We start from the raw sequence: 18,161 nt of genomic DNA, 5'->3' as shown, positions 1-18,161 counted from the left end.
TTTCAATCACGCGTCACCTCCCTGCACCCAGGACTCCCCGACCCGCACATATTTAATTGCCTGGCGATACCAGGTGTAGGCGATATGGAGTTCGCCGTTCACACCCTGCTTGATGCTGGGGTAAGAGAACTCACGGTTTAACTTCTGCTGAGAGTTATTGGTCATGCAGTAGCCGTCGCCCTCGTCCAGATTGCGCTGCAGCGGCCAGCTTTTGCCGCCATCTGTTGAGATCGCCAGCGTCATTGGCGCTCGTGGCGCGCCCCAGAAGGCGGTGCGCCCGCTGTGCACCACCGGCTCGGCGGCAACCGCAACGTCACCGTCTTCTTCATCATCTTCAATTTCGTCATACAGCGACAACCGGCGCTCGCTGGCCCCTTCGGCGCTCATCGCATTGAACACCAGCGCCAGATGACCGTTGCGCAGCGTCGTGACCTGAATGGAGGAGTTATTGTTGGGCAGCGACAGCGGCTCGGGCGCACTCCAGCTTTCACCCTGATCAAACGAGCGGCTCTGGTAGATATGGTCGGCCCAGCGACTGCGGTAGAGTGCCAGCAGCGAGCCATCATCCAGCAGGGTCACGTTCATATGAACGCAGCCGGTGCTGTCAGGCACGCTGACGTCGCGCCAGCTCTGGCCTTTATCTTCTGAGATTTTTACCGCGCTGACGTCATAGCTGCCGACCCACTTTTCGCCGGGCTGCGTCAGGCAGTAAAACACCGGCAGCAGCCAGTTGCCGTTGGGCAGCACGACAATCGGCTGACGAATAAAGGTGCCGGGCTTATCCAGCAGGGTTTTGATCTCGCCCCAGCTTTTGCCCATATCGTGAGACTGGCGATAGCGCACGATCGCGGTGTCCTGATTACCTGATTTCTGCGCCGTCCACAGCAGCCACAGTACCTGGTCGGGATCGAGAAACAGCACCGGATTCTGTTCTGAGCGACCCGGATCGTCAGAAAGCTTCTGCGCGTCACTCCAGCGATCGCTGCCTTTTGTCAGCCGGGAACACCAGACTGAGATATCGGCAATCCCTTCCTGCGTGCCACCAAACCAGACGCAAAGCAGATCGCCATCGGGCAGCGGCAGCAGGTTAGCCGCATGGTTTTGCGGGCAGGAGGAGGGCAGCATCGCAATCTGCTGGGCGCTATCCTGCGGGTGCGGCGCAACCAGGCCGGTGCGTTCTGCGGTGACGGTTTCCTGAGTCATATTAGGCTCCACTATTTTGTGCATTGTGTTGCGGTTGAGGCTGAGACTGGCGTGACGGGATACAGCGGTCAATCACCAAAATGATGGCCGGCGTAATCAGCGCCAAATACATATTGTCGATACCGAACGGATTACCCATCAGGAACCAGACGGACGTGACCACGCAGGCACCAATCAGACCGGCGTTGGCACCGCGCGTGCTCTTAAACCACGGCAGATAGAACGCCATGATCGCCACCACGGTGATCGACAGGCGAATCGCGCGGGTAAAGAACGAGAGCTTCAGCACTTCCGGGAAGAACAGGACAAACAGCAGCGGGAAGAAGCCGATGCCAATCGAGATCCAGCGCGTCACTTTAAATTCGCGCTCCGGCGTCGGATTACGATAAGGCACGTAAAAATCTTTCACCACCAGCGAGGCGATGGCCAGCGCAACGGTGCCGACGCTGACGAAAATCGAGGCCACCAGCGAGGTGGTGACGATACCCGCCAGCCACGGTGACATATCCTGCAGAAACACTGGCAGCGCATAGAGGCTCTTGATATCGGGATGCGCAAACTTCGCCGCCACGCCAATCAGCGCCATCGCCAGACCGATCGGCAGGCAGAAGATGAAGGCGACCCAGGTAGCGCGCTTCGCGGACTTCACATCTTTGGTGGAGGAGATCGCCTGGATCACAAACTGCGTACAGAAGATCGAACCCACGGTCCCGATCAGCCAGGCCACAATGGTACTGGCACCGACGTGACCATCCCACGTCCAGTAGAACGCCGGCATTTTCTCGATCATCGGGGCCACGCCGCCGGTCATTTTCAGCGCCACATAGAGAATAATCAGAATCCCGATGTACTTGATGGCGCTGTGCAGCAGCGTAACCCAGGCGACGCCTTTCATGCCGCCAAACGCAAAGTAGAAGGTACTGACCACCGCGGTGATAAAGGCCGCCTGCGTCAGGTCGATCTTCAGCACGGTGGAGATCGCCGCCGCACCGCTGATGTAGTTCCCGACGTTCACCAGCAGCAGCGCATAGATCATAATCAGCGAGATAATGTTCTTGGTTGAGCTGCCATATTTCTCGGCGATGGCACCGGAGATCGTGATTTTTCCGGTGTTGTAGATGCGTTTGACCAGAATCAGGCCAAACAGCGGGAACCCAATCGCCGCGCCAATCACCGACCAGGAGGCGGCGAAGCCATCCTCAAAGGCTGCCTGCGCCGTGCCAATGGTCGATTTTGCCCCGATATACTCTGACATCAGCATAATGCCAACGATAAAGGCGGGCATGGCGCGGGAGCCTTCCATGAAGTCGCCGCTGGTTTTACTGCGCAGCCGCCAGGTCAGCCAGGTGGTGAACAGGATATAGGCGACCACCATGCCGACGATCAGTAAGGTGCTCTCAGTTGAAAATGCTTTCATCATGACCTCGATTGTTCTGGCAGATGGCGACCATCAGGTTCGTTCTCATCTGACCGATAGGGTACAAAGGCGATGGACGTTATTGCAGGTAATGGTTCACGATTTGCCGAATCTGCTGCTGTTCATCGGCGCTGAACTGCACCGCATAGCGGCTTTCACCCACCTCAAAGCCCTGCAGGCTGACCGCTTTTTTCACGGCGGCCGGTGAGAAACCGATGCTGTACAGCGCGGTGCGCAGGCCGGTGACGTTCTCCTGTGCCTGATGCGAACCGGCAATATCGCCGGCACGGAAGCGCGCCCAGATGGCGTTAATCGCCTCCGGTGCCACGTTTGCCAGCCCGGAAATGGAGGCGGAGCAGCCATCAACGAATCCCTGATGAATCAGCGAGTCGGGGCCGTTCAGCACATCGAAGCCGTCACAATCGGCGGTGGCCTGCAGGAATCCGCTCAGACTTTCATAGCTGCCCGCTGAATCTTTGATGCCGATGATGTTCGGGTGCGCGGCCAGCGTACGGACGGTCTCTGGCTGCAACGTATTGCCGGTGCGCGCCGGAATGTTATAGAGGAACAGCGGCACCGACAGCGCGTCAGCCACGCGCTGATAGTGGTCGATCAGCTCCTGTTGCTTCAGTGGAACGAACCACGGCGTGATCGCTGAAACGGCATCCACGCCAAGGCGGGCAATCTGTTTGCCGAGCCGGATTGTTTCACGGGTCGAAATCTCCCCGATATGCGCCACTACGGGGGCCTGGCCGTTGACCTCATCGACGCAGGTGGTGGTGACTGCAATCTTCTCCTGCTCGTTCAGCACAAAAAATTCGCCGTTAGTTCCGCCACAGAAGATGCCGTTTCCGGCATTGATCTGGCGTCTGACCTGCTCACGTTGCCTCACGGGATCAAAGGCACCTTCACGATCAAAGGTGGTGACGATGGCGGTCAGTACGCCGTTTATTTTCTTATTCATGACAATCCTCATTACGCCTGGCAGGAAGGGAACAGCGTCAGGTAGACGGCGCGCACATCGTCGGCGGTGACCGCCATCGGCACGTTTTTTATCAGACGCTGAACGTCGAGTGCCGCTTCCACTAAATAGGGCAGGTGATCCGGACCGATGCCCAGCGCTTCCAGGCTGGCAGGCAGCTGCAGTCGCACCACCAGCGCGGTGAAGTAGTCGACTAGCGCATGTGATTTTTCTTCATCGTTCAGACGAAGGTTGGCATCGGGCAACAGGTCATAGGCCTGAGCAAATTTACTCACTGCGGCCGGACGGACAAAACGCATGCAAGGTGCCAGCAGAATGGCGTTGGCGACGCCGTGTGGCAGGTGGTATTTGCCGCCGAGAGGATAAGACATTGCGTGTACCAGATGTGTACCCGCGTGGGCAATCGATGCGCCGCCATAATAGGAGGCCCAGAGCATCTCCAGCCGCGCCTGCAGATTCTCTGGCTCGCGCAGGGTGGTTTCAAGATGAGCGAACAGCTTCTTCATGCCAATCAGCGCATAGTTGTCGCTGACCGGATTGGCCACGTTGGCGGTGAAGCACTCGATCAGGTGACACAGGGCATCAATGCCGGTAGACGAGGCGATGTGCGGTGGCATGCTGGTGGTGAGTTCCGGCACCAGCGCCACCACATCGGGCAGCATCACTGGTGAAATAATGCCGACTTTGGTCTCTTTCTCCGGGATCGCCAGAATCGCATTCGGCGTCGCTTCAGAACCGGTGCCGCCAGTGGTCGGGATGAGCATTGAACGGGTGCGGCGCTGCGGTTTTTCGCCTGCCAGCAGAGCGTCCAGCGACGGTGCTCCGTCGATGCACAGCACCGAGAGCAGCTTCGCCACATCCAGCACGCTGCCACCGCCGATGCCAATCACCATGTCGGCCTGGCGCTGCGCGAGCGTTTCTATAATCGCGGCCACATCATGCTGGCTCGGCTCGGGCGGCACGCTGTTGACCACGCTGATACGCGGAATCTGATCCCGGAGTTGCCCCATCAGCGCCTGAACCGCCGGAATCGCTTCAATGTTCCGGTCTGTCACCACTATCGCTGTCGTTACGCCATTCAGCAGATAGCGCATGTCGTTTAACGCCTGATAACCGCTAATCACCGTGCTGTTAATATTCATTTCATACCCTTTTTTCTGTCATGACTGAGCAGATGATTAATTTTGCTCAGCGCAATGCGAAGTCAGTCACTCTCTGTGGCTAATTTTATAAGGCATATCGATTTCGATTAATTTGAACTTGCTCACATATAATCAATCATGATTGAATATAATCAAATACAGCGGCAATAGCCTGACAGGAGTGAGGATGGGCTCATCAATATGGAAAACCCCGGTGCTGGTCATCGCCGATGACTTTACCGGTGCTAACGATGCAGGTAGTGGACTGGCACAGGCCGGTGCCCGTGTACATGTGCTGTTCGGCACCGCCGCGCCGCAGCCCGACGAGGCGGCGGATGTGCTGGTAATCAGTACTGACAGCCGGGCGGTCAGCATCAGTCAGGCGGCAGAGCACGTCACGCAGGTGGTACAGCATTACGCGGCACAGTTTCAGCAGGGCTGGCTGTTCAAAAAGATCGACTCCACGCTGCGTGGCAACGTCGGTGCTGAAACGGTGGCGGCACTGCGCGCCAGCGGCAAAAGGCTGGCGCTGGTGGCACCGGCCGTGCCGCGCCTGGGCCGCACCACACGTGAGGGCAGCGTGTGGGTGAATCAGCGGTTACTGACGGATACCGAATTTGCCAGCGATCCCAAAACCCCGATCCTCAGCGCCCGGATTCTCGATCAGATGCAGATCGACGGTATGGAGATCGATCTCGCCACGCTGCGCAGCGATCGGCTGGATGCCGTGCTGGCAGCTGCGCAGGGCGTGGTGGTGGTAGATGCCGAAACGGAGGCCGACCTGGCGCGACTCATTACCGCTGCGGCGCGGCTGGCAGAGAAGCCTCTGCTGGTCGGGGCCGCCGGATTAAGCGATGCGCTGGGTGCTGCGCTCTCAGTTCGTCCTTCTTGTCCTTCGCGGCCTGTGCTGGCGGTGGTGGGATCGATGAGTCGTCAGGCAGAGCAGCAGATCGCCACGCTGCTTAACCAGCAGGCAGTGGAAATCGTGGATGTTGATATTCGTCAGCTGTTTCAGCAGCCCGCCTGGTGTGGCCGGGATAGCTGGATTGAACAGGCGGCTGCCGCACTGCGTGCCGGTCGCCACACGGTGATCCGTACCTGCCAGCATGAATCCCAGCGACACGCGATCGAGGATCTCTGCCAGCAGCACAGCGTGACGCGCCAGCAGCTGGGTGAGGCGATCTGTCAGCTGCTGGGCGAAATGACCCTGAGTCTGTGCCGGGCACAGCTGCCGCATGCGCTCTATCTGTCGGGCGGCGACGTGGCGATAGCCGTTGCTCAGGCGCTGGGGGCCAGCGGCTTTAAAATTCAGGGTCTGGTGGCGGGCTGTGTGCCGCACGGGGTTCTGCTTAACAGTGAATTTACTCTGCCGGTGATGACCAAAGCGGGTGGCTTTGGTGATGAAAATACCCTGGTAGCAGCCATTGGTTTTATTGAGGAGAAGTCGAGTGAGTAAAATTATTGCGATCACCATGGGCGATCCGGCGGGCATCAGCCCGGAAATCATCATTAAAGCGCTCTCTGAAGGTGAGCTGAATGGCATTCCTGCCGTGGTGATTGGCTGTGCCAGTACGCTGCGCCGCATTATGGCGATGAACATCACGCCACAGGCCGAGCTGCGGGTGCTGGATCGGGTACAGGATGCACGGTTTGCGCCCGGCATTATCAATGTGATCGATGAGCCGCTGGCCGATCCCGACGCGCTGAAACCTGGCGTGGTGCAGAAAGAGGCGGGGGATCTGGCATGGCGCTGCGTAAAGCGTGCCACCGAACTGGCATTGGCCGGTGAGGTGCATGCCATAGCCACCGCGCCGCTGAACAAAGAGGCGATGCATGCGGCGGGCCATCTCTATCCGGGTCATACCGAACTGCTGGCGCACCTGACTGACACCAAAGATTACGCCATGGTGCTCTACACCGATAAGCTGAAAGTCATTCATGTCACAACCCACATTGCACTGCGTAAGTTCCTCGACACGCTCAATCAGACGCGCATCAAAACGGTAATTGGTATGGCGGACACCTTCCTGCGTCGTGTCGGCTACAGCGCCCCGCGTATCGCCGTGGCAGGTGTTAATCCGCACGCTGGCGAGAACGGGCTGTTTGGCGATGAGGAGATCACCACCGTTGCCCCCGCGATTGAGGCGATGAAAGCGCAGGGGATTGATGTCTCCGGGCCTTGCCCGCCGGACACGGTGTTTCTGCAGTGCCAGGATGGACGCTATGACATGGTGGTGGCGATGTACCATGATCAGGGGCACATCCCGCTTAAACTGCTGGGCTTCTATGATGGCGTGAACATTACCGCAGGCCTGCCGTTTATCCGCACCTCTGCTGACCACGGCACGGCATTTGATATCGCCTGGACAGGTAAAGCGAAGTCTGACAGCATGGCGATCTCGATTAAACTCGCGATGCAGCTCGCATAGGGAAATATGAAGGGACAGAGCCGTCTTGACCAGATTATGGATTACCTGAAAAGCCATAATCTGGTGACTGTTGAGCAACTGGTCAGTGCGATTTCCGCCTCACCCGCCACGATTCGACGTGATTTAATTAAGCTGGATAAAGAGGGCGTGATCAGCCGCAGTCATGGCGGCGTCACCCTGAATCGTTTTATTCCTGCCCAGCCGACTACGCTGGAGAAAATGCAGCGGAACCTGGCCGAGAAGCAGGCGATCGCCGCATGCGCCGCCAGTTTTGTCCGGGCGGGCGATGCGGTGGTGCTGGATGCAGGAACCACCATGCTGGAGCTGGCGCGACAGCTCACCCATCTGCCGCTGCGGGTCATTACGGCCGACCTGCACATTGCACTGTTTCTGTCTGAGTTTAAGCAGATCGAAGTGACGATTATTGGCGGCCGGATCGACGACTCCAGTCAGTCCTGTGTGGGTGAACATGGACGGCGGTTGCTGCGCAGCATCAATCCCGATATTGCGTTTGTCAGCTGTAACTCCTGGAGCCTTGAGCGCGGTATTACCACGCCGACTGAAGAGAAAGCGGGGCTGAAACATGACCTGCTGGCCAATGCGGCGCGTCGGGTTCTGCTGGCGGACAGCAGTAAATATGGCTCCTGGTCGCTGTTCTGCGCGTCACCGGTGGATGATCTGACCGATGTAGTGACCGACAGCCGGTTAGACGAGGATGTCTGTCGCACGCTGCGCGAGCGCGGTATTACGCTGGCGCTGACCTCTGCCTGAACTGAACGCGCCGTGCTTCTCTGACCTCATCGTAAAGCAGGGTGAGAGCAGCACTGCGCGTTTATCTTCTGCAGTCGCCGTTAACGCGCGTAGGCGTCATGCTCTTCGCGCGTCATTGCCGGCGCGTCTACCGTAACCCGCTCAAACCTCAGATTCGTTACGCCCGCTATTTTGCCAAACTCCTGCGCCTGCAGCGTAATATCGCTGAAACTCAGCTGTTCGATTGGGTTTTCCGGCGTGCCTTCAACAAAAAAGGCGCGGGAAAACGCCGCTGGCTGAGTCAGGCTGCTGCTGATATGACTGATACTGATATTCTCAACCCGCGTCAGGCCAGCATCACCCGTGACGCCTGATGCCAGCTTACGCCAGTGTGGCGGCTGTTTGGTGTCGGCGGGCTGTTCGCTGTAGCTGTACTGCGGGAACCAGTTCAGCTGCAGCATAAACGGATAACAGACATCCTCCATCTTCAGATGGCGAACCACGATGTTTTTGATCCAGCCGCCGCGATTTCGGGCGGACTTGATGCGAAAGCCGACGCCAGTGCCGGAAAAACGGTTGTGTTCGATGATGACATTTTCGATACCGCCAGAGGTTTCGCTGCCCAGGGTAATGCCCGAACCTTTCAGCAGAGTGCAGTCGCGAATAATGATATCGCGTGCGGTTCTGCCGAGCTGCTGTGCTTCCGCGCCGCGACCCGATTTCACGCAGATATTGTCGTCATTGCAGGAGACCGTACAGCTCTCCACACGCACTAACTGGCTGGAATCAATATCAATGCCGTCGGTGCTGGGGCCGGTGGCGTTCATGACACGTAGCCTCTGCAGATTCACCTGTTTCGAATAGCAGACGTGCAGGTTCCAGAAGCCGGAATCCTGTGAGGTGAAGTCCTCCAGCGTCACGCATTCGCTCTCGTAAACCACTACGTTACGTGGACGCCTGCAGTCGTAATCCACCACCCAGCGCAGGCCGCGACGGGTATAGTCCGCCAGCATCCCGCTGTTCTCGTCGTCGCCCCAGAATTTATGCCACCAGACGGCACCCTGTCCGTCGAACGTGCCGCTGCCGCAGACGGTGACGTTGCGACAGTGATTAATGTTAAGCATCGCCGCGGGCCAGACCATATCAATTCCCGCCACGCGCGTAGGGATGTCCGGGTAGTCCTCCAGCCGCTGGCTGCCGAGCAGCATGGCATCTTTCGCCAGCTCCAGCGTCATCTCACTTTTCAGAAACAGCGCACCGGTCAGAAAGCGGCCAGCCGGGATCAGCACCGTGTCGCCTGCTGATGCGCTATCAATCGCGCGCTGTATCGCCTGAGTGGAAAGTGAGGTGGCGTCCGGGACGGCAGCGAAATCAATAATGTTAATTCTTGCCATTTTTTTTGCCTGTAGTGGTTGAGAAATGAGCGTTCAGCGCTGAAAGTAGCACGCTCTGGCAGGCAAATTATTGCTGGCGATCAGGGAATTACGGCGGTTGCCGTGATGAAAAGTCGGAGGGATAAGTGGGAAGAGACGCGCAGGTTATGGGGTGTCACGCTGCGCGCCGGATCATCAGAGGGTTTTCAGGCCCACTGAGGGGATATTTCTGCCGTAGTAGATCTCACGCATCTCTTTCCACAGCAGGTCAGTAATACGCTTATGCTCCTGCGGGCTGAGATCTTCCGGGCGGGTGTTAAACAGGTAGTGTTTCAGGTCGAACTCTTTCAGCAACATCTTGGTGTGGAAGATGTTCTCCTGATAGACATTCACATCCACCATGTCATACATCGCTTTCATATCGTCAGACATGAAGTTCTGAATCGAATTGATCTCGTGATCGATAAAGTGCTTCATCCCTTTCACATCACGGGTAAAACCGCGCACCCGGTAATCGACGGTAACGATGTCTGACTCCAGCTGGTGGATCAGGTAGTTCAGCGCCTTGAGCGGTGAGATCACGCCACAGGTTGAGACTTCAATGTCCGCACGGAAGGTGCAGAGCCCGCCTTCAGGATGGCTCTCCGGATAGGTATGCACGCAGATATGGCTTTTATCGAGATGCGCCACTACCGAGTTTGGCAGCGGGCCTGGATGCTCGGAGTTATCGATATCTTTGGGATCGATCGGCTCTTCACTGACCAGAATCGTGACGCTGGCTCCCTGCGGTTCATAATCCTGGCGTGCAATGTTGAGCACGTTAGCCCCGATAATTGAGCAGGTCTCCGTCAGGATTTCCGTCAACCGGTTAGCGTTATATTGTTCATCAATGTAGGCGATGTAACCATCGCGTTCAGCTTCAGTATTCGCGTAACAGATATCGTAAATACAAAAACTCAGGCTTTTCGTCAGGTTATTGAAGCCATGTAGTTTTAGCTTTTGCAATTTTGTTAACCCCTTAAAAATGCCCGATCAGCACGCGGCAGATAAAGCATTTAACAGATATTGAGGCAGAGCAAAGCTGCCGGTATGAATCGCTGGTGTGTAATAACGGCAGGTCAGGCCAGCAGCCTTGAAACGTGTCTGCAGAGTGGCGGTATCAAGCTGGCGCAGCGCCGGATTATCACTCGCCCAGGCAAAGGTCATAATACCGCCGTAGTAGGTCGGAATCGCCGCCTGATAGAAACTGACATCGCCAAAATAGTGGCTCAGCTTGCGATGGCTGTTGACGGCTTCATCCTGCTGAAGGAAGCAGACGCCATTCTGCGCCACGAAGATGCCATTTTCATTAAGGGACGCTTTGCAACCCGCATAAAATTCGGAGGTAAACAGACTCTCGCCCGGACCAATTGGATCCGTACAGTCAGAGATGATGACATCGAATTTTTCCTGGGTCTGATTGACGAAATTAACGCCGTCATCAATCACCAGCGTAAAGCGTGGGTCGTCATAGGCGCCTGCACTGTGGTTTGGCAGATACTGGCGACAGAAGGTTACGACGCCCGCATCGATCTCCACCATAGTAATCTTTTCGACTTCAGGATGACGTGATACTTCACGCAGCATTGCGCCATCGCCGCCGCCGATAATCAGGACGCTCTTCGCCGCGCCATGCGCCAGCAGTGGAACGTGAGTCATCATTTCATGATAGATAAATTCGTCGCGTTCGGTGGTCTGAACAACGCCGTCCAGCGCCATAACACGGCCCATTGCGGCATTTTCGAAAATGATTAAATCCTGATGCGCAGTCTTTTCACGGTAAAGCTCTTTGTCTACCGTGAAATACTGGCCAAAACCAGCATGAAGGGTTTCATACCACGTTTCATTTTGGGCCATGGTGCTCTCCTCTGATGACATCGCCATGAAGATGGGCGGCACATGATAGCTAACACTGACCGCCGTTGCACGGTCAATGTCCGGCTGCAGAGGGCAGAGCTGTTACCTGACGTAGGCCAGCAGGCTCAGGGAATCGCGGGCCAGTGACTTACATTTTTTATCGTTGGTGATGGCGATGCCGCTGAGATCGCGATAGCTATCTTCGCCCAGCGCCTTCATGTTGTAGTTGCTGTAATTACTTAAATCCCAGCGGTTCTGCTGAGCAAAAAAGACCAGCGCTTTGCGAATCTGCGCGTCCGGTAAATCCTGATAGCCACAATCATTTTTCAGATAGACGAAAACCGCCGTGAGATCAGCCAGATCTTCCGCTTCGGATTCACTCAGGGCAAAACTGGTGGAGGAGAAGCCAAGGAGTCCCGTCAACAGCAGGATCCTGATACTTTGCTTCATAGTCTTTCTCTTCAATGGATATTGCTCATGACGTTAGCACAGTTATTCTCAGATTTTCGATTAATTTGGCGCTGCAGGGCGCTGTACCGCCTTTTTTCGTCAGATTCTCACGGGTAAGACTTGACCTTCCCATAAGGTCAGGGTTTAGGCTGTCTGCACTGATGCCACAAGGATGATCACCATGCAACGTCGCCATTTCCTGAAACTCACCGCCACACTGAGTGCAGCCGGAGCTTTGCCGCTCTGGAGCCGTTCGCTGATGGCGGCCACCCGTCCACTGTTGCCGATCCCGTCGCTGCTGGAACCTGATGCCAGGGGAAGCTACAGCCTCACCGCGATGCAGGGCACCACCCAGTGGAACGGCAAAGCGGTGCCGACCTGGGGCTATAACGGCAGCCTGCTGGGACCGGTGCTGAAGATGCAGAGTGGTAAACCGGTTACGGTCAACATCTATAACCGCCTCAATGAGGCGACCACCCTGCACTGGCACGGTCTGGAAATCCCCGGCGCCGTCGATGGCGGCCCGCAAGCGGTGATTGCGCCTGGTGGTTCGCGTCAGGTCTCTTTTACGCCCGATCAACCCGCCGCCACCTGCTGGTATCACCCGCATTTGCACGGTAAGACCGGGCATCAGGTGGCACAGGGGCTGGCGGGCCTGATCCTGCTGGAAGACAAAGAGAGCGGAACGCTGCGCTTGCCTTCGCAGTGGGGCGTGGATGATGTGCCGCTGATTTTCCAGGATAAGCAGCTGACCAAAGATGGCAGCCATATTGATTATCAGCTCGACGTGATGCGCGCCGCGGTGGGCTGGTTTGGCGACATGATGCTGACCAACGGCGTGCAGTATCCGCAGCATGCAGTACCGCGGGGCTGCATGCGTCTGAGGCTACTCAACGGCTGTAACGCCCGTTCGCTGAACATTGCCGCCAGTGATAAACGTCCTCTTTATATCATCGCCAGCGATGGCGGTCTGCTGGCTGAGCCCGTAAAGCTCGACGCGTTACCGCTCCTGCCGGGCGAACGTTTTGAGGTAATGATTGATACCTCTGATGGCAAGGCCTTTGATCTGGTCACGCTGCCGACAGAGCAGATGGGCATGACGCTACCGCCGTTTGACCAGCCGTTGCCATTGGTGCAGATCCTGCCGCTGCGGGTGATGGCCAGCGCCACGCTGCCGGATCGGCTGGCGACGCTGCCCGCGCTGCCGGCCACCGACGGACTGACGACACGCTGGCTGCAACTGATGATGGATCCGCAACTGGACCAGCAGGGCATGCAGGCATTGATGCAGCGCTACGGCGAGAAAGCGATGGGCAAGGGCGGTCATCATTCGATGCCGCAGACGCCGAAGAAAAAGGCGGCAGAGCCGATGGACGGTATGGAAGGTATGGAAAACATGGAAGGTATGGATCACAGCATGCACGGCAATGCGCCGCCCGCCGGTTACGATTTCCACAACGGCAACAAGATCAACGGCCAGGCCTTTGACATGAAAAAACCGTCGTTTGCGGTGAAACTGGGTGATTATGAAAAATGGACGATTTCAGGGGAGGGCGATGCCATGCTGCATCCGTTCCACATTCATGGCACTCAGTTCCGTATTCTCTCTGAAAATGGCAAACCGCCCGCTCCGCATCGGCAGGGCTGGAAAGATATGGTGAATGTCGACGGCTGGCGCAGTGAAGTGCTGGTACGCTTCAATTATGTCGCCGCCGCCGAACACGCTTACATGGCCCATTGCCATCTGCTGGAGCATGAAGATACCGGCATGATGCTGGGCTTTACCGTGAGCTGATTACACCTGATCGAGCGCCAGTTTGATGTCTTCAATCAGGTTGCCGGCGTTCTCGATGCCAATCGACAGCCGCACCGTGGCGTCAGTGATACCAATACGCTGACGCACCGCCTGCGGCACGCCGGAGTGGGTGGTACTGCCAGGATGGCTGGCCAGCGACTCGGTACCGCCCAGGCTCACCGCCTGCTTAAACAGTGACAGCGCATTGAGAAAACGGAACGCCGCAGCCTGGCCGCCGGTGATATCAAATGAGAAGGTTGAACCCGCGCCGCTGCACTGTTCACGATAAGTCTTCCCTTCGGCGCTCTCCGCATCCAGATAAGGTAGCCAGTGCAGCTTCGCCACTTTCGGGTGATCGCGCAGAAACGCCGCGACCGCTTCCGCATTTTGAAAAGCTTTCTCCATCCGCAGCGACAGGGTTTCCAGCGAGCGGCTAAGCATCCAGCTTGAGTGCGGATCCAGCTGCGTGCCGATGGCGCTGCGCAGGGCGCGCACTTTCGCCATCAGCGCCTTACTGCCCATTGCGGCACCCGCAATAAGGTCAGAGTGACCGCCTACATATTTGGTTAACGAATAAAGCGATAGGTCAGCGCCCAGCGTCAGCGGCTGCTGGAACAGCGGGCCGAGCAGGGTGTTGTCACAGGCGATAATGGGTCGTGAACCCTGCTGCTGGTCAATCTCATCGGCAATACGCGCCATCAGGCGGATATTGACCAGGCTGTTGGTTGGATTCGCCGGCGTTTCAATCAGGATCACCGCCACCCGGCCCTGCGCCATCGCCTGCTGAGCGGCATCCCGCACTTTGACTTCATCATTACCGTCGCTGAAACCCACGGCCTGAATATCCAGATTGTGAAGCGTTTTGCTGAGCAGCGTTTCGGTGCCGCCATAGAGCGGCTGGGAGTGCAGGATCACCTCGCCTGGACGGGCAAACGTCAGCAGAGCAGTGGAGATGGCGGCCATGCCGGAAGAGAAAAGCGAACAGCTTTCTGCCTGCTCATAAACCGCCAGCCGATCTTCAACAATTTCGCTGTTAGGGTGATTAAAGCGGGAATAGACCAGACCACCAGATTTGCCTTCCGGTGGCTCACGTCGGCCAGAAACGTAGTCAAAGAAGTCCCGCCCCTCTTCGGCGCTGTCGAAGACAAATGTTGACGTCAGAAACACGGGCGGCTTCACCGCACCTTCAGAGAGGCGGGGATCATAGCCATAGTTCAGCATCTGAGTTTCAGGGTGAAGTGGCCTGTCGCCAATATGCGTTTTTTTGCCTGAATATGAAGTCATTGTGATCTCCGGCCAGCGGCGCGAGTAGAGTAACGATCTGTTGGATAAAGGCTACCATGCAGCGAATCATGCTGGTAAATGCCAGAATGTTCTAAGGTAATGCGCATTTCTGTGAGCTGCAGACCCTGTATGATAAATTTCGCGACGTAATCGTTTGCTTCGGGTGCCGCACAGCCGTCGCGGCTGCGTCTGTGATAGACTTCGGGGCTTTCTGACGTAACCGGGCTGAACGCAATGAAACACACTGTTGAAGTGATGATCCCTGAACAGGCAATCGCCACGCGCATCGCTGAACTGGGCAAAGAGATTAACGAGCACTACCGCGACAGCGGCAGCGATATGGTGCTGGTAGGGCTGCTGCGCGGCTCATTCATGTTCATGGCTGATCTCTGCCGCGCCATTGATGTGCCGCATGAAGTCGACTTTATGACGGCTTCCAGTTACGGCAGCGGCATGTCCAGCACACGTGATGTGAAAATCCTGAAAGATCTGGATGAAGACATTCGTGGCAAGGATGTGCTGATCGTCGAAGATATCATCGACTCGGGTAACACCCTGAGCAAAGTACGTGAGATTCTGCAGCTGCGTCAGCCAAAATCACTGGCGATCTGTACCCTGCTGGATAAGCCAGAGCGCCGTGAAGTCGATGTAAACGTTGAGTATGTCGGCTTTGCGATTCCGGACGAGTTCGTGGTGGGCTTTGGTATCGACTATGCTCAGCACTATCGCCATCTGCCTTATATCGGCAAAGTGGTGCCGCTGGAATCCTGATCCCGCTCTGACCGCACATTCTTCCAAGGCCTGCACCGGTTAGCTGGTGTAGGCTATGTCGCGCTTTACGCCGCGATCGGCTCAGGATTCGCCGTTCATCCGCAGATTAGCAATGCCATTACGGTAGCGCTGTTCGAGGATCTCCCGGCTGTTTGCCGTGACATTAAGGTTACGCAGGCAGCCGTCCTGAATGCCATAGACCCAGCCGTGCAGGGAGACATCTTTGCCGCGTTTCCAGGCAGATTGCAGCACGGTCGAGTGACCCAGGTTATAGACTTGTTCAATAACGTTGATTTCGCACAGTTTGTCCAGGCGCTTATCCGGCGGGAGTTCCCCCAGCAACACGCTATGCTTGTACCAGAGGTCGCGGATGTGCAGCAGCCAGTTGTCGATTAATCCCAGCTCCGGGTTATCCATTGCCGCCTGCACACCGCCGCAGCCGTAGTGGCCGCACACGATAACGTGTTCCACTTCCAGCACTTCAATAGCGTACTGCACCACGGACAGACAGTTCAGGTCAGTGTGGATCACCAGATTGGCAACGTTGCGGTGAACAAAAAGTTCGCCAGGTTCCAGTCCGGTCAGGCGTTCGGCAGGGACACGGCTATCAGAGCAGCCAATCCACAGAAAGCGCGGTTTTTGTGCCTGGGCGAGACGCTCAAAAAAGCTGGGATCTTCTTCAACCAGTAATTTTGACCATTCGCGGTTGTTTCTGATCAGGGTATTAATGTCTGTCATGGCGTTGAGCGACCGGTTACTGCGCAAAGTGCGCGCGCGTACTATATGCCAGGGTCTGATAAATTTAAACGGCATTGCAATGCCACCAAAACAGGGTATGGATGCAGAATGACTTATGCACTGGAACTTTCCCGGCTGACCAAGACCTATCCCGGCGGCGTGCAGGCGCTGAAGGGCATCGATCTTAACGTTGAAGCGGGTGACTTTTATGCACTGCTGGGGCCAAACGGTGCCGGCAAATCCACCACCATCGGCATTATCAGCTCGCTGGTTAATAAATCCGAAGGCAGCGTGCGGGTGTTTGGCTACGATCTGGAAAAAGATGTGGTGAATGCCAAACGCCAGCTCGGCCTGGTGCCGCAGGAGTTTAACTTCAACCCGTTTGAGACGGTGATGCAGATTGTCGTGAGTCAGGCGGGCTACTACGGCGTTGAGCGTCGTGAAGCCAATGAGCGTGCGGAGAAGTATCTGAAGCAGCTTGATCTGTGGGGCAAACGCACCGAACGTGCGCGCATGCTCTCCGGCGGCATGAAACGTCGTCTGATGATCGCCCGCGCGCTGATGCATGAGCCTAAACTGCTGATTCTGGATGAGCCGACCGCTGGCGTGGATATCGAACTGCGCCGCTCCATGTGGGTGTTCCTGAAAGATCTTAATGCCAAAGGCACCACCATCATTCTCACCACCCATTATCTGGAAGAAGCGGAGATGCTGTGTCGCAACATCGGCATTATCCAGAGCGGTGAGCTGGTGGAGAACACCTCGATGAAAGGGCTGCTGTCCAAGCTCAAATCAGAAACCTTTATCCTGGATCTGGCACCGCGCAGTCCGCTGCCCTCGCTGGAAGGGTTTCAGTACCGGCTGACTGACACCTCAACGCTTGAAGTGGAAGTGCTGCGTGAGCAGGGCCTCAACAGCGTCTTTAGTCAGCTGAGCGCGCAGGGAGTGCATGTGCTGAGTATGCGCAATAAAGCCAACCGTCTGGAAGAGCTGTTCGTTGGCCTGACGACGCAGGGAAAAACAGGAGCAAAAGCATGACACATTTGTACTGGGTGGCGCTGAAAAGTATCTGGGCCAAAGAGGTTAACCGTTTCGCCCGCATCTGGATCCAGACGCTGGTGCCGCCGGTCATCACCATGACGCTCTATTTCATCATCTTCGGCAACCTGATTGGTTCGCGTATCGGTGAGATGCATGGCTTCAGCTATATGCAGTTCATCGTGCCGGGATTGATCATGATGGCGGTGATCACCAACGCCTATGCCAACGTGGCGTCGTCGTTCTTCAGCGCCAAGTTCCAGCGCAACATTGAAGAGCTGTTGGTTGCACCGGTGCCGACCCACATTATTATTGCCGGTTATGTTGGCGGTGGCGTAGCGCGTGGTGTCTGCGTGGGCATTCTGGTGACGGCGATCTCGCTGTTCTTTGTGCCGTTTCAGGTGCACTCCTGGTCGATGGTCGCGATCACGCTGCTGCTGACCGCCATTCTGTTTTCACTGGCCGGCCTGCTGAACGCCGTGTTTGCCCGCACCTTTGACGATATCAGCCTGATCCCGACCTTTGTGCTGACGCCACTGACTTATCTGGGCGGCGTATTCTATTCACTGAGTCTGCTCCCGCCAATCTGGCAGGCGGTCTCTAAACTGAATCCAATCGTTTATATGATTAGCGGATTCCGTTATGGCTTCCTGGGCATTAACGATGTGCCGCTGGTGTTTACGCTCACGGTACTGGTGGCCTTTATTCTGGTGTTCTACTGGCTGGTCTATGCGCTGATACAGCGCGGGCGCGGATTACGCACCTGACGTTAACCTGAATCATAAGGGCCACGCTTCGATAAGGGCGTGGCTTTTTTTTGCTGAGTAAAAAACATCCATACCTGCGGTTCTGGCTGGCCTTAAAATTCCCCCTGAAACCCACCCTGACGTTTC

General features: G+C 56.5%; 17 protein-coding genes. 7 read left to right on the top strand and 10 right to left on the bottom strand.

The annotated features are described in order from the left end of the window. Window positions 1-6 precede the first annotated feature (6 nt). From IAI47_RS15755 to IAI47_RS15740, 4 genes are all read right to left on the bottom strand, one after another. Window positions 7-1,203, bottom strand: a complete 1,197-nt coding sequence (locus tag IAI47_RS15755; protein WP_008925597.1) for an exo-alpha-sialidase — start codon at window positions 1,201-1,203, stop codon at window positions 7-9. 1 nt (window position 1,204) lies between these two features. After that, window positions 1,205-2,620 (bottom strand): sodium:solute symporter family protein, encoded by a 1,416-nt coding sequence (locus tag IAI47_RS15750; protein WP_008925598.1) that lies wholly within the window; start codon window positions 2,618-2,620, stop codon window positions 1,205-1,207. 79 nt (window positions 2,621-2,699) lie between these two features. Then, window positions 2,700-3,584 (bottom strand): dihydrodipicolinate synthase family protein, encoded by an 885-nt coding sequence (locus tag IAI47_RS15745; RefSeq protein WP_008925599.1) that lies wholly within the window; start codon window positions 3,582-3,584, stop codon window positions 2,700-2,702. Between the two features lie 11 nt (window positions 3,585-3,595). Further along, the gene (locus IAI47_RS15740) at window positions 3,596-4,744 is read right to left on the bottom strand and encodes an iron-containing alcohol dehydrogenase (RefSeq protein WP_008925600.1); all 1,149 of its coding nucleotides are present in this window, start codon (window positions 4,742-4,744) and stop codon (window positions 3,596-3,598) included. Window positions 4,745-4,931: 187 nt separating this feature from the next. On the opposite strand from IAI47_RS15740, the gene IAI47_RS15735 reads away from it, so the two are divergent. The 3 genes from IAI47_RS15735 to IAI47_RS15725 are packed head-to-tail and all read left to right on the top strand — an operon-like array spanning window position 4,932 to window position 7,944. After that, window positions 4,932-6,200 carry a four-carbon acid sugar kinase family protein gene (locus tag IAI47_RS15735; RefSeq protein WP_008925601.1) on the top strand — a complete coding sequence of 423 codons (1,269 nt, stop codon included), beginning with the start codon at window positions 4,932-4,934 and terminating at the stop codon, window positions 6,198-6,200. Further along, complete coding sequence (locus IAI47_RS15730) at window positions 6,193-7,173, top strand: D-threonate 4-phosphate dehydrogenase (RefSeq protein ID WP_003854687.1); 981 nt, start codon at window positions 6,193-6,195, stop codon at window positions 7,171-7,173. Before IAI47_RS15735 ends, IAI47_RS15730 begins: the two co-directional genes overlap by 8 nt. Before the next feature lie 6 nt (window positions 7,174-7,179). Further along, the gene (locus IAI47_RS15725) at window positions 7,180-7,944 is read left to right on the top strand and encodes a DeoR/GlpR family DNA-binding transcription regulator (protein ID WP_003854682.1); all 765 of its coding nucleotides are present in this window, start codon (window positions 7,180-7,182) and stop codon (window positions 7,942-7,944) included. Between the two features lie 80 nt (window positions 7,945-8,024). On the opposite strand, the gene IAI47_RS15720 is transcribed toward IAI47_RS15725, so the two are convergent. From IAI47_RS15720 to IAI47_RS15705, 4 genes are all read right to left on the bottom strand, one after another. Continuing rightward, on the bottom strand, window positions 8,025-9,317 hold the full coding sequence (locus IAI47_RS15720) for a glycoside hydrolase family 28 protein (protein ID WP_008925602.1): 1,293 nt from the start codon (window positions 9,315-9,317) through the stop codon (window positions 8,025-8,027). A 174-nt stretch (window positions 9,318-9,491) separates the two neighbouring features. Beyond that, the gene (gene speD / locus IAI47_RS15715) at window positions 9,492-10,301 is read right to left on the bottom strand and encodes an adenosylmethionine decarboxylase (RefSeq protein ID WP_003854677.1); all 810 of its coding nucleotides are present in this window, start codon (window positions 10,299-10,301) and stop codon (window positions 9,492-9,494) included. A gap of 27 nt (window positions 10,302-10,328) precedes the next feature. Further along, window positions 10,329-11,192, bottom strand: coding sequence for a polyamine aminopropyltransferase (gene speE / locus IAI47_RS15710; protein ID WP_008925603.1), 864 nt, complete (start codon window positions 11,190-11,192; stop codon window positions 10,329-10,331). Window positions 11,193-11,294: 102 nt separating this feature from the next. Next, the gene (locus IAI47_RS15705; protein ID WP_003854673.1) at window positions 11,295-11,642 is read right to left on the bottom strand and encodes a YacC family pilotin-like protein; all 348 of its coding nucleotides are present in this window, start codon (window positions 11,640-11,642) and stop codon (window positions 11,295-11,297) included. Window positions 11,643-11,823: 181 nt separating this feature from the next. On the opposite strand from IAI47_RS15705, the gene cueO reads away from it, so the two are divergent. Further along, complete coding sequence (cueO, locus tag IAI47_RS15700; RefSeq protein ID WP_008925604.1) at window positions 11,824-13,437, top strand: multicopper oxidase CueO; 1,614 nt, start codon at window positions 11,824-11,826, stop codon at window positions 13,435-13,437. On the opposite strand, the gene IAI47_RS15695 is transcribed toward cueO, so the two are convergent. Next, window positions 13,438-14,721, bottom strand: coding sequence for a cystathionine gamma-synthase family protein (locus IAI47_RS15695; protein WP_187961152.1), 1,284 nt, complete (start codon window positions 14,719-14,721; stop codon window positions 13,438-13,440). Window positions 14,722-14,955: 234 nt separating this feature from the next. Between IAI47_RS15695 and hpt the strand changes: the two genes are divergently transcribed. Next, window positions 14,956-15,492 carry a hypoxanthine phosphoribosyltransferase gene (gene hpt / locus IAI47_RS15690; protein ID WP_008925605.1) on the top strand — a complete coding sequence of 179 codons (537 nt, stop codon included), beginning with the start codon at window positions 14,956-14,958 and terminating at the stop codon, window positions 15,490-15,492. Between the two features lie 81 nt (window positions 15,493-15,573). Here the strand turns inward: hpt and can are convergent, their stop codons facing one another. Further along, window positions 15,574-16,230, bottom strand: a complete 657-nt coding sequence (gene can, locus IAI47_RS15685; protein ID WP_003854664.1) for a carbonate dehydratase — start codon at window positions 16,228-16,230, stop codon at window positions 15,574-15,576. A gap of 108 nt (window positions 16,231-16,338) precedes the next feature. Here can and IAI47_RS15680 point away from each other — a divergent pair, with 108 nt between their 5' ends. Beyond that, window positions 16,339-17,268, top strand: coding sequence for an ABC transporter ATP-binding protein (locus IAI47_RS15680; protein ID WP_003854662.1), 930 nt, complete (start codon window positions 16,339-16,341; stop codon window positions 17,266-17,268). Further along, on the top strand, window positions 17,265-18,035 hold the full coding sequence (locus IAI47_RS15675) for an ABC transporter permease (RefSeq protein ID WP_003854661.1): 771 nt from the start codon (window positions 17,265-17,267) through the stop codon (window positions 18,033-18,035). Before IAI47_RS15680 ends, IAI47_RS15675 begins: the two co-directional genes overlap by 4 nt. Window positions 18,036-18,161: the final 126 nt, after the last annotated feature.

The sequence above is a fragment of the Pantoea sp. MT58 genome, assembly GCF_014495885.1.
Classification (GTDB): domain Bacteria; phylum Pseudomonadota; class Gammaproteobacteria; order Enterobacterales; family Enterobacteriaceae; genus Pantoea; species Pantoea eucalypti.
This window is presented reverse-complemented; position numbering and strand designations above follow the sequence as displayed.